This is a genomic window from Paenibacillus lautus NBRC 15380 (assembly GCF_004000945.1).
GTDB classification, from domain to species: domain Bacteria; phylum Bacillota; class Bacilli; order Paenibacillales; family Paenibacillaceae; genus Paenibacillus_AQ; species Paenibacillus_AQ lautus.
In genome coordinates this window covers 40,592-53,121 of record NZ_BIMF01000006.1, presented here as the reverse complement: position 1 = coordinate 53,121, position 12,530 = coordinate 40,592, and the positions used below count along the sequence as shown (strand labels likewise).

At 54.4% G+C, this 12,530-nt stretch carries 10 protein-coding genes; 7 read left to right on the top strand and 3 right to left on the bottom strand.

Annotation, left to right across the window (positions count from 1 at the left end; all coding sequences use genetic code 11):
• Positions 1 to 10: 10 nt before the first annotated feature.
• Positions 11 to 1,048 (bottom strand): LLM class flavin-dependent oxidoreductase, encoded by a 1,038-nt coding sequence (locus PLA01S_RS13020; protein WP_127592580.1) that lies wholly within the window; start codon positions 1,046 to 1,048, stop codon positions 11 to 13.
• Positions 1,049 to 1,710: 662 nt separating this feature from the next.
• On the opposite strand from PLA01S_RS13020, the gene PLA01S_RS13015 reads away from it, so the two are divergent.
• The gene (locus PLA01S_RS13015) at positions 1,711 to 3,981 is read left to right on the top strand and encodes a phosphodiester glycosidase family protein (RefSeq protein WP_127592579.1); all 2,271 of its coding nucleotides are present in this window, start codon (positions 1,711 to 1,713) and stop codon (positions 3,979 to 3,981) included.
• A gap of 207 nt (positions 3,982 to 4,188) precedes the next feature.
• Here PLA01S_RS13015 and serS read toward each other — a convergent pair whose 3' ends face one another.
• Entirely contained in the window at positions 4,189 to 5,496 is a 1,308-nt protein-coding gene (gene serS, locus PLA01S_RS13010; protein ID WP_127592578.1) for a serine--tRNA ligase, read from the bottom strand.
• A 485-nt stretch (positions 5,497 to 5,981) separates the two neighbouring features.
• Positions 5,982 to 6,506, bottom strand: coding sequence for a PadR family transcriptional regulator (locus PLA01S_RS13000; protein ID WP_127592577.1), 525 nt, complete (start codon positions 6,504 to 6,506; stop codon positions 5,982 to 5,984).
• 221 nt (positions 6,507 to 6,727) lie between these two features.
• On the opposite strand from PLA01S_RS13000, the gene PLA01S_RS12995 reads away from it, so the two are divergent.
• The 6 genes from PLA01S_RS12995 (at position 6,728) to PLA01S_RS12970 (ending at position 12,526) form a co-directional block, all read left to right on the top strand.
• The gene (locus PLA01S_RS12995; RefSeq protein ID WP_127592576.1) at positions 6,728 to 7,711 is read left to right on the top strand and encodes an aldo/keto reductase; all 984 of its coding nucleotides are present in this window, start codon (positions 6,728 to 6,730) and stop codon (positions 7,709 to 7,711) included.
• A 199-nt stretch (positions 7,712 to 7,910) separates the two neighbouring features.
• Complete coding sequence (locus PLA01S_RS12990; RefSeq protein ID WP_127592575.1) at positions 7,911 to 8,666, top strand: threonine/serine exporter family protein; 756 nt, start codon at positions 7,911 to 7,913, stop codon at positions 8,664 to 8,666.
• Between the two features lie 23 nt (positions 8,667 to 8,689).
• On the top strand, positions 8,690 to 9,169 hold the full coding sequence (locus PLA01S_RS12985) for a threonine/serine exporter family protein (protein ID WP_076323830.1): 480 nt from the start codon (positions 8,690 to 8,692) through the stop codon (positions 9,167 to 9,169).
• A 318-nt stretch (positions 9,170 to 9,487) separates the two neighbouring features.
• Positions 9,488 to 11,254, top strand: a complete 1,767-nt coding sequence (locus PLA01S_RS12980) for a LytS/YhcK type 5TM receptor domain-containing protein (protein WP_127592574.1) — start codon at positions 9,488 to 9,490, stop codon at positions 11,252 to 11,254.
• Complete coding sequence (locus tag PLA01S_RS12975; protein ID WP_127592573.1) at positions 11,241 to 12,038, top strand: LytR/AlgR family response regulator transcription factor; 798 nt, start codon at positions 11,241 to 11,243, stop codon at positions 12,036 to 12,038. The genes PLA01S_RS12980 and PLA01S_RS12975 overlap by 14 nt, the downstream gene beginning before the upstream one ends.
• Positions 12,039 to 12,226: 188 nt before the next feature.
• Complete coding sequence (locus PLA01S_RS12970) at positions 12,227 to 12,526, top strand: DUF485 domain-containing protein (protein ID WP_009593006.1); 300 nt, start codon at positions 12,227 to 12,229, stop codon at positions 12,524 to 12,526.
• The last annotated feature ends 4 nt before the right edge of the window (positions 12,527 to 12,530 follow it).

Here is a 12,530-nt window from a genome sequence, read left to right as displayed (position 1 = left end):
GGTATAACATTTATTTGATGCCGACAACATCCGCCAGCAGCTCATAAGAACGCAAGCGCGCCTCATGATCGTAGATGGCGGCCGCGACAATGATTTCGTCCGCGTTCGTCGACTGCTGGAACTGCTCCAGCTGCGCGCGGACGGTTGCAGGGCTGCCGATGGCGGAGAAGCTGAGCTGGCGCTTCACGATGGCCTGCTCCTGCAGGTTCCACAGATCATCCATGCTGTCCACCGGTGGACTCAGCTGGCCGGTTCGGCCCCGGATGATATTCAGGAACTGCTGGTACGGCGAGGTAGCCAGGCGCTGCGCTTCCTCATCCGTGTCGGCACAGATCACGTTCACGCCGATCATGACATAAGGCTTACTCAGCTCCGATGAAGGACGGAAGCTGGTGCGATACAGGTCAAGCGCGGCCATCAGATAATCCGGAGCAAAGTGGCTCGCAAAAGAGAACGGAAGCCCCAGCTGTCCTGCCAGCTGCGCACTGAAACCGCTGGAGCCGAGCAGCCAGATCGGTACATGCAGGCCTTCACCGGGAATCGCCCGGATGCGCATGGACGAGCCGGAGGTAGGCTGGAAGTAATTCCGCAGCTCGCCGAGACGATCCGGGAAATCCTGGCCGTCGCTGCCGGGACCGCGGCGGAGCGCCCGGGATGTGAGCTGATCCGATCCCGGCGCACGGCCAAGACCGAGATCAATCCGGCCGGGATAGAGCGATTCAAGGGTCCCGAACTGCTCGGCGATGACCAGCGGAGCGTGGTTCGGCAGCATGATGCCGCCGGAACCGACGCGGATTTTACTCGTGCCCCCGGCGACATGGCCAATGACGACCGAGGTGGCCGAACTGGCGATCCCCGGCATATTGTGGTGTTCGGCAAGCCAGTAGCGGTTATACCCCCACTTCTCGGCATGCTGGGCCAGATCAAGTGTATTCCGCAGCGACTGTGCAGCGGTGCTGCCCGCTGTAATCGGGGCGAGATCCAGGATGGAAATAGGGATATCGCGAAGCGTTTTGGGCGCTGTATGATCAAGATTAGGTTCTGTCATAGGGTATGACCTCCTTATTCGTGCGCGGCACGGTAAGTTTTTTATATAGGGAGAAGACATCCGTTTGAGTGGATGCCGAAAAAAATGAAATCTATTTATCGATAGTTGGTATCCCTATATAACGAACATTATATACCTACTTAATCCATAAGAAAAATGTACATCGAAGAACTTCACTGAAGCCGGACTGCAATTAGAGGAAATTTTTCTTGCGATTATCGAACGGTTCAGCTTCGCTGAAAACGGATAGCTTCGATAATCTAAAGAAAAGTGTACATCGATGCACCTTCGCAAAAGCCGCTCCATCTAATATATGCTTCCTATGCCGATCCAAGTAAAAAAAGATTGCCATCATCGTTCGGATATTCTTATAATACAATTAATCAATTAAATTGATTATTGCACTCCAGTTCTGCATGTATGCTAATCGACAAATGTAAAAAAGGAGGCGAAATAAAGAATGAGCTCAATCAAGGGAGAATGATTTATCCCTAAGGCGGTTGCCGATAGGCAGACGGACACGAATGCGGAGGATGGCGTGCCAAGGCGATTCAGCGTCATATTTTCGGGATCGTTTAGGAAAGTGGGGTGGGAGTTTCTATCTTTATAGAAGCACAGTAAAGACTATATAATCTTGACTGCGAAGGAGAGGATTTACGAAGATGATCCAATCACGAGTGAAGAATTGGTTAAGCCTACTGCTGCTGTCCGCTGTGTTGGTTGCAGGAAGCGTATCGGTACCGTTTCAGCCCGTAAAGGTACATGCTGAGGGATTGCAGGCTACTGGCGCAGATGAATTTTCTTACATGGCGGCGCCTGGCGTGAAGCATACCAGCATCACGCTGGATGAGCCGGACTCCCGGCAGGCGATTCAGGTGATGGAGGTCGATCCGAAGTCTCCGCATATTCAGGTTCAAGCCGTATCCTCCCGGATGGAGGTTTCCAGAGGTGAAACCGTCGGTTATATGATCCGCGAACAGGAGGCGATGGGGCATCGCGTGGTGGGCGGGGTCAATGGCGATTTCTTCAGCTCCGTCGGCGTGCCGTCAGGGCTTCAGATATCGAATGGCGAGTTAATTTCCTCCCCGGGTTCCATCAAAGCGCTCATGTATATTCTGGCGGACGGAAGCGTACATATCGAAGAAAATGTGACGATGACCGCTGTTGTTCGGACCGGGAGCGGAATGGCACTCGACATCGATATGGTCAACCGGAGCCGGGTGCCTTCCCACAATGACCGGGCCTTTCTGTTCACGAGCCGATTCGGTGATTCTACGCGTACGCCGGCTGGAGGCGTAGAGGTGGTTCTTGGTGTAGAGGAGGAGCAATTGGTTGCGGGTCAGCCGGTTAAAGCTGTGGTCCAGTCGATCGGCGACCGCGCCGATACGTTGATCGGGGAAGGACAGTATGTTCTCTCGGCAACGGGCACGAAGGCGGATTGGGTACGGAATACCCTTGCTGCCGGGGATAATATTGAAATATCCGTCAGTTTCGACAAAGGAATCAATGAGGCGCAGGAGGTCATTTCCGGGAACTCTACGCTGGGGCGGATTCTCCTGAAGAACGGGGAAATTCCCGCCCAGATTACCGATCCGGGGGAAGCCGTTAACCTTGACCGCCATCCGCGCACGATGCTGGGCGTGACGGCGGAAGGCAAGCTGATCATCGTTGTGGCCGACGGCCGGATGCCGGGGTATGCCGACGGCATGACCTTTGAAGAGGAAGCGGGGTATCTCCAATCGCTGGGTGCGGTGAATGCGATCAACATTGACGGGGGCGGTTCATCAACCTATTATGTGCGCCAGCCTGGAGATGCTGCTGCATCCCTGCTCAATGTACCGTCGGATGGATCGGAACGGCCGGTCGGCAATGCATTGATCGTTGTATCAACCGCTGAAACCGAGCAGCTGGATGGGCTGGTGCTGTCACCGAACCGCCAAGTTCAGGTGGCGCCGGGCAGCCAGGTCTCTTTTGAAGCGAAGGGAATCGACCGGAACTATAATCCGGTAGCCGTCTCCGCGAAGGATCTGAAGTGGGTGGTCAACGGCGGCATTGGCAAGGTGGACGATAACGGCGTATTTACGGCGGGGACCAAGGAGCGCTCAGGTCAAATCAAGGTGCACACGAAAGGCGGCATACAGCAGACAGTCGATGTCACCGTGACGAACGGGATTGCGCGAATCGCGCTCTCTCACGACGCGTTTGTTGCGGAGCCTGGTTCGGTTCAGGCCTTGTCATTGAAGGCGTATGACGCCGAAGGCAGAGAAATTCAGCTTTCAGCGAATCAGGCTTCGTGGACTTTGGATGGCGCGATCGGCTCCATTAGTCCAGATGGCGTATTCACGGCGGGAAGCGGAGATGCACAAGGTACGATCACCACCGTGTATGGTGACCATTCCGCAACGGCTGAGGTGCACGTAGGCCCATCCCCGGTTATTGAACCGTTCGAGGACCTGGATGGCATCACAGCTTCCGAAGTGCGGACGGTTCCAGGCTCTGTTGCGCTTTCGCTTGTGACGGAACCGAACATGGTCAAGTTCGGACAGTCGTCCGGGAAGCTGATATATGATTTGACCGGAACATCCGGAACGTCAGCAGCCTATGTGAATCTGCTGAATGCGGCAGGCCAGCCTGGCCGTATTATTGAAGGCAGGCCGAAGCGTATCGGGCTCTGGGTCTATGGCGACGGGAACATGCATCAGCTGCGGCTTGGCGTTACGGATGGAAGCGGGGCGAATAAATTGTGGAACTTCACCTCCATTGGCGGTACGAACTGGACGGGGGAATGGCGTTATGTGAGCTTGGATGTGCCGCAGGATACCTTATTCCCGATTACGGTACGCAACATTGCGATGGAAGAGAAGAATGTGAACAACAAGCAGGCCGGGGTGCTGTATTACGATCAGCTGACGGCTGAATACGGGGAAGAGTAAAAAACCGGGTTAGTCGAATTGACGAGCCGTTCGAATAGAACGGGATCCTCCAGTCCAGCGGCAAGGTTTGGCGAGAACAGCATAGCGGACCATAGAACACAAACAAGAGTAAAGGCAGCCGGATCACCGGCTGCCTTTATGCGTCGTTGCGGATGGATTGTCTCAGATGACAGGGCCGGATTCGCACCCTATTCGTACTGCAGCTTCTTACCCTATGACTAAATCGGCTGGAGGCTCAATCCGCTCCATCCCGTTCATGTAAGGTCTGAGCGCCCTCGGAATGAGGATCGAGCCGTCGGGCTGCTGGTGGTTCTCCAGCAGCGGGATAAGAATTCGCGGCGAAGCCACGGCCGTATTGTTCAGGGTGTGGCAGTAGCGCAGCTTGCCTTCTGCGTCCCGGTAGCGGATGTTCGAGCGACGCGCCTGAAAGTCGAGCAGATTCGACGACGAGTGGGTCTCCCCATAAGCCTTCCGGCTTGGCATCCATGTCTCGATGTCGTATTGCTTGTACGTTTTCTGCGACATATCTCCGGTACAGACGGCAACGACCCGGTAAGCCAATTCGAGCTTCTGCAGCAGCTCCTCGGCATTGGCCGTGATCTCTTGCAGAAGCTGCTCCGAGGCTTCCGCGCTGGCTTCGCAGAGAACGACCTGTTCCACCTTCGCGAACTGATGCACCCGGTACAAGCCATGGACGTCCCGGCCGCCCGAGCCGACCTCGCTCCTGAAGCACAGCGATGCTGCAGCCAGGCGAATCGGCTGCGCCACATCGACGACTTCGCCGCTATAGAACGATACCAACGGCACTTCCGACGTACCGACGAGCCACTTATCTTGCTCCGTTATTTGAAAAGCCTGATCTTGACCAAGCGGGAAGAAGGCTGTATTCTGCATGGCCTCCGTCCTTACGGTTAACGGCACGTCTATAAGGGTGAAACCCTTGGCGACCAGCATATCCACCGCCAGCTGCTGAACGGCTCGATGCAGCATTGCGCCGACGCCGGTCAGGTAGTAGCTGCGCGTGCCGGCGGTTTTGACGCCGCGGGGAATGTCGATCATCCGGTGCAGCTCGCCGAGCGTGACATGATCCCTGTATTCATAATCAAACACGGGGGGCTCGCCAACCCGTCTGATCTCTACATTGTCCTCATCCGAAGCTCCGATCGGCGTATCCGGCGAAACGATATTCGGTACAAGGATGAGCAGCTTGTTGTAGGCGTCCTCAACCTCCCGGTATAACTCTTCCTGCTTGGCCAACTGATCGTTGATGTCCTTGACCTGCTGTTTCGTCCGTTCGGCTTCTTCCTGTTTTCCTTGCCGCACGAGCGTGCTGATCTCCTGCGAGATGGCATTGCGCTGCTGCCGCAATCCCTCCACGGCGAGCAGCAGCGTCCGACGCTGGTCATCCAGCCGGACAAGTTCGGCAACCGACAGGGCGATGCCTTTCTGGTCAGCCACTCGCTGCAGTTCTTCCTGATTCTCAGTGCTCTCTCGGATCCATTTCATATCTAGCATAATCACCGCGCTCCTTCTTCTGAAAAAAATAAAAAAGCGTCCTAGTCCATATGGGACGAGGGACGCTTATGCGCTCGCGGTGCCACCCAAATTGATTGAACCGTAACCTAATCACGAAACAGGCGGTCCGTGTTCAATCCACTTTGATTCCGCGGTAACGGGCGGGTCCGGTTAACTTAGGGGGATCGTTGATCGGTTGTAGGATCGGATCCCCTTGACGAGAACGCCTCGGAGTTGGAAGCTCTTCATCGGCCTGATGTTGATATTGTTGTTCAGTATACCGCATGAGATGTCTTTTATACAAGGGGCTTATCGGATTTTATACGCCGTTATATCGATGCAGCTTTCTTCGCGGCTCCTTGCTTCCATACGGCAGGCTGCTCCGCATCCGGGCGGAAGGTCCATGCGGCTGCGCCGATCTAACCATATTATATATCCAATGTTGGGTATATACCGTAAATGAAAGCCGCAGCTGATGCTGAGGCTTATTCTTGAACGAGTGTTATGATTTTGTTGAGAAAGGCGATGTCCTGTTCCAGGATCGAGATTGCATTATCGAAGGTAGCTAGAGCGATCTTGGATAAGCCGTACTGTCCCTTGATTTCTTTACCTGAATGCCATTGTGCCAGCGATTCTTCCACCTGCTTGAGGTTTTGCTGCAGCAATTCCACCGCTTCCTGCTTCGGAATGTTCTCGATCCAGACCAAACCAAGAGAGAAGTCGGATTTGACGGTGTGGGGAGGAAGCGTCAAGGTTTCGCGGATCATCTTCTGGAATAACTTCTCGCCTTCATCCGTAATACTGTAAATTTTGCGAAGTCTTGCACCGGTCCGCTCTTCAGCGGTGGCTGCAATCCAACCGTCGCTTTCCATCTTGTTAAGTGCATAATAGATGGAGCCGGACAGAATATTCGTCCATAGGTCCATGCGGCTGGCCTGAATAAGCTGCTGAATTTCATAGCCGTGCATCGGACGCTGGCGCAGGAATGAGAGCAGGATGAGGTTGGTCATGTTGGGTCACTTCCTTAGGATGTGTATGTGAAGGGAAATTTCACAACTGGATATCCAACGTTGGATATCTAATGATAGTAATTATAGGAGCGATGGAATGAATTGTCAACAACCCGTGGCAAAATAGGTAAATGTCATATATGGATTGAATGAAAGCGATTTAACGTTTAGTCTAGTAGTGTGAACTAGTATGGCAGTTGGATGAGGAGGCTATATCGTCGATGAACTACAGACAATTGGGAAATACGGAGCTTCACATTAGCGAGGTCAGCTTCGGCACTTGGGCGATCGGAGGTTCATGGGGGCAGACCAACGATGAGGAAGCCTTGAAGGGCTTGGATCGCGCCATTGGCGAAGGCGTGAACTTCTTCGATACGGCCGACGTATATGGAGATGGGCATGCGGAGGATTTGCTCGCACGCGCAACCAAAGGCAGGGAGGCTTCGGTGCATATCGCCACCAAATTTTGCCGTGCCGGAGATATTCATGATCTTCAGACCTATTCGGAGGCGTCGATTCGCCGTTATTGCGAGAACAGCCTGAAGCGGCTGCAGCGGGAGCGGATTGATCTCTATCAGGTTCACTGCCCTCCCTTCGAGGTATTGAAGGACGGAAGGGTGTTTGAAGCGCTGGACAAGCTGCAGGCCGAGGGGAAAATCAGGCATTATGGCGTCAGTGTGGAAACGGTGGAGGAAGGACTGTTTTGCCTGGGGGTACCGGGGGTGAGGTCCCTGCAGGTTATCTTTAATCTGTTCCGCCAAAAACCGCTGGTCCAGCTGCTCCCGAAGGCCAAAGCGTCGGGTGTCGGCATTTTGGTGCGCTTGCCGCTTGCCAGCGGTCTCTTGACCGGGAAATTTACGGAGAGCACTACCTTCAGCGAAGGGGATCATCGGAATTTCAATGCCAACGGCGAGCAGTTTAACGTGGGCGAGACTTTTGCCGGACTCCCGTTCGAAAAGGGTGTCGAGCTCGCCAGAGAGCTCGCTTGGATTGCCGAGGGCCGAGGCGACATGGCCCGTGCATCCATGCGCTGGATTCTGGATTGCCCGGAGGTCACTGCCGTGATTCCCGGCTTCCGCAGCGTCCGCCAGATCGAAGACAACCTGGGCACGCTGGACGTGCCTTCGTTCAGCATGGAGGAGAAAGAACGCCTTGCGCTTTTCTATCAGGAGCAGGTAGCCATGCACATTCGCGGTGCCTATTAAGCCGATTCGAAGGATAAATCGTAAAGAAGCCTCCCGATCGTTCGGGGGGCTTTTTGTGGTCGATGATGGGCATTGGACAGAACGATTGCAGCTGCTGCAGTGCTGCTTTAAAGCATATCCTATGCTTTATCATGGCAATGATACTATAATATAGGCAAAGATTCTGAATCGAAATGTGTTCAGCAGGAGGATTGTCGTTTTGAATGACTTGTTGAAGCGGGAGCATGACATCATCAAGGTCTGCTTGTTAGCAGGCAAAATCATGCTGCAAAGCGGTGCGGAGACCTATCGGGTCGAGGATACGATGATGCGGATCGCCGCGGCTTTCGGCGTGGAGAACAGCCACAGCTATATGACTCCGACCGGGATTATCTTCTCGGTCGAGGAGCCTCAGCATATTACGCGGCTCATTCGTATTTCAGATCGGACAACCAATCTCGATAAGATCGATCAAGTCAACAGCGTATCTCGGAGCATAAGCCTCGGTGAGCTGACGATTGAAGAGGCTCATCGTGCGCTTGAGAAAATCGAGCATGAGCAGGCGATCTATCCGACATGGCTGCTGATTCTCCTGTCAGCGATCGCAAGCGGCTGCTTCCTCATTATGTTTCGCGGCATCTGGCCGGATTTCGTACCGGCGGCCATTGCGGGCGGTCTTGGCTTCTCCTGCTTTGTATTCATGCATCGGGTCATACCGGTGCGATTCTTCGCCGAATTCTCGGGAGCGCTGGTCATCGGCATCACCTCCGTATGGATGGTCAGATACGGATTCGGCCATCAGCTGGATACGATCATTATCAGCTCCGTGATGCCGCTCGTACCGGGCTTGCTGATCACCAATGCCATCCGCGATTTAATGGCGGGGCATCTGATATCCGGCTTGTCCAAAGGCGCGGAGGCTTTTATTACGTCCTTTGCCATCGGCGCGGGCATTGCGTTTACGTTGTCATTCTAAGAGATGTGTGAGTGGAGGTGAAGATGGTGGCAACCTTTTATATACAGCAGCTCATCACGAGTTTTGTTGCTTCGGCGGCCTTCGGGATCATATTTAACGTACCCAAAAAAGCACTGCTGCAGTGCGGGTTTGCCGGCATGGTGGGCTGGCTGCTCTACATCATGCTGCAGAACATGATGGTTGAGCCGGTGACGGCCACCGTGTTTGCGGCTTTTTGCGTAACGATCATCAGCCATTTTTTCGCCAAAAAATACAAGACGCCTATTATCGTGTTCAGCGTGTCGGGGATTATTCCGCTGGTGCCGGGCGGAGTCGCCTATAATGCCCTTCGGCATGTCGCCCAGAATCAATTTGATCAGGCTGTTCAGCTAGGGGCGCAAGCCTTCATGATTTCAGGTGCCATCGCGCTGGGTTTGCTGCTATCGGAGGTGACGAATCAGATCATTCGGAAGTGGTCGATATCCCGGAGAAGAGCTGGAAAACCCAATTCGACCGGCTCGTAAGGCCTTGTGATTCCAAAGTGACCTTACACATCAGAATGAGGGGATATGTTTGGCTGTTTTGGCTTGCAGCTGTTTACTGGCCGTATCGTTCGCTTAACCGCGGGGATACGGTTTTTTGGAGTGCCCGTTAGGATATGATCTCCGCTCGAATGTTTTTACATAAGTTTCATGTTATTCCTTTTTATTGTCCAAATCATCGCTGTACTATATAATCTTTACTGCATGAAATGAAACCGCATTCACACTTATCATATTTATCGATACCGTCCACTGACCGTCAGATGAAGATTCCTACTCCATCAAAGAAGAGGGATGTCCATGCAGGAGTTGACGCTGCATCTGTTCGAACGGATGGGCATGCTGCTCATCCTGACTTTTATACTGACGAGAATTCCGTTGTTCCGCCAATTGCTGGACCGCAAAGAGATGTCCGGCACGCGAATGTTCATCTATTCCTGCCTGTTTGGACTCTTCGGCATCCTCGGGGCGTATGCAGGCGTTGTCGTGGAGAATGGCGAGTCGAGCTCCTCCTTCTGGTTGGTGCGGCTGACCGGGGAACAGGCGCTGGCCCACTCCGCCCTGGTCGGCGTTGTGATCGGCGGGCTAATCGGCGGGCCCCGCGTCGGCATCGGGGGCGGGCTTCTGGCGGGAGCTCATCTCCTGTATATCGGCGGCTACACGGGGCTGGCAGGAGCTATCGCCGTACCGCTTACGGGTGCCCTGGCCGGGGGCGTAGCCCGATTCTTCTCGCAGGAGCGGGTGATCTCGCCGGCAAAAGCGTTATTCGTCGGCATGTTCGCTCCGATCCTGCACATGGGCGTTATTTTGATCTGTTCAGATGAGCCGGACCGCGCGGTGGAGCTGGTCAACCTGATCGGTCTGCCGATGGTGCTGACCAACAGCATATCCATTGCGATCTTCACGACGATGCTGCGGGTTGCGCTCACCGAGGAAGAGCGGGCAGCGGCTTACGAGACGGAGAAGGCATTCCATATCGCGGAAGCGGCGCTGCCGCATCTGAAGCAGGGCTTGACGTACCGAACGGCTCAGGCCGTGGCGACCTTGCTGCTGCGCGAGCTGAAAACAACGGCAGTCGCCATTACGGACACGGAGCGATTTCTGGCCCATGCCGGCGCCGCGAGCCGTACCATTGATCCCGGAGAAGAGATCAGATCCGACTTGACCAAGAATGTCATCGCGACCGGCGAGCTTCGGATCATAGAGAATGCGGAAGATATTCAACCCCGGCATCCGGCACTCGGTGCGGCCATTCTGGTCCCGATGATCGAAGGTAGCCAGATCGTAGGCGTCATTCAGTTCTACTTCAAGCGGCCGCAGGATATTCGGCGCGTGGAGCTGGTCATGGCCCAGGGGCTTGGACAGCTGATTTCCTATCAGCTCGGGGCCACGGCCCACGAGAAGATGAGCCATTTAATGAAAGAGGCGGAGCTTAAGCTTCTGCAGGCGCAGATCAACCCGCATTTTCTGTTCAATACGCTCAATGCGATCCATTCGTTGATCCGGAGCGATCCGCTGCGGGCAAGACATGCCACGATGCAGCTGGGGGCGTTCATGCGCTTGAACGTCAAGGTCATGGCCTCCCGCAGAACAACCATTCGTGAGGAAATGGAGCTATTGAATGCCTATTTGGACATTATTCAAATCCGGTTCGAGGATCAGTTCACGTTTGAGTGCCAGCTGGATCCGGTGCTTGGCGAGCTTATGATTCCGCCCGCGACGCTGCAAATGCTGGTGGAGAACAGCATCAAGCACGGCTTGCGGGATAAGGCGAGCGGGGGCCTCATCCAGTTGACCCTAAAGCGGGCGGGCGATATGGCGGTTGTACAATTGCGGGACAACGGGGCTGGCATCTCGCCTGAGGTGCTGGACAGCCTCGGCGAACAGCCGATCATCGGCAGCGAGGGTACGGGAAACGGCATTTACAATATCAATCAGCGTTTAATCAGCATGTTTGGCAAGGAAGCCAGACTCATCGTAGAGAATCTTGCAGAGGGCGGATGCAGCATATCCTTCAGCATCCCCTGCAGTCTATCGGAAGGGAGCCGGTACCGTGAAGCGAATTAAAACGATGATAGCGGAAGACGAACGATTGGCAAGGGAGGAGCTGGCTTATCTTCTGGAACAGGAGCCCGATATCGAGCTGCTTCCTCATGCCGCGAACGGCAGGGAACTGCTCGAGCTTGTTCCCTTACGGCAGCCGGATGTCGTCTTTCTCGACGTTCATATGCCGGAGCTGGAAGGATTGCAGGCTGCGCGAATGCTGAAAGCCTCCCCGATCTCGCCCTTAATTGTCTTTACGACAGCCTATGACGAGTATGCTGTCGAGGCGTTTGGTCTGAATGCGATTGATTATCTGCTAAAGCCTTACAGCCATATGCGATTAAAGGAAACGCTGCAGCGAATTCGCAGCAGGGTTCAAGAAGGGCAAGCCACCCCAAAGGAGGAAGCTTATGATGTCGCCCTCCAGGCAGCTTCGTATCCTTCCACTGAGGCTGCTCCTCGCAGCATGCGCGGCAAACTGCTATTCGATGATGGGGACAAACATGTGCTCGTCGATCCTGAGGCGATCCTGTACGCGGTGCGCGAGGAACGGGTTATTCGCATATGGACGGCGGAAGGCCAGCGGATTACGAGCAAGAGCACGCTGCAGGAGCTGGAGGAGAAGCTTGCGAGTTACTCGTTCTTTCGGCCTCATCGCAGCTACCTGGTTAACGTGAACCGGATTGCGGAGCTGTCCCCTTGGCAGAACGGCGCTTACAATATCGTGTTAAAGGATGAGCAGCGGACGATGATTCCCTTGTCTCGCGAGGCCGCCCGGGATTTGTTCCGGTTGCTTCGAGAGGCCTAGGGAGAAGCACGCGTGGGGAACGGTGGATGTCTCCCCGTTCAGGCGGCATATCCGCCCTTTCACGCACCCTATCGGACGTTTCACGCAGGAGCTGTGGTCGCAGGCAGTCCTCCTGTATATAATCATTCTAAAGCGCTTTCATTCATGGGAGACGCAATAGATCCTGATCGTTAATGGAGGGAAAGGCAATGGAAGAAAAAAGCTATACCGAAGTATGGCATTCCGAAAAATTCAAAACGCTGCTCTCCCGCAAGAAACGGTTCATTATTCCGATGACCGTCTTTTTTCTTCTGTTTTACTTTGCGCTGCCGATTCTCACTTCGTACACCGACGTGTTGAACCACCCTGCGATCGGCCCAATCACGTGGGCATGGGTATTTGCATTCGCGCAGTTTGTCATGACTTGGGTCTTGTGCATCCTGTACTCCCGCAAGGCGGCTCAGTTTGACCGTATGGTAGACGATATTAAAAAGGATATGGGGGCGTAATCGA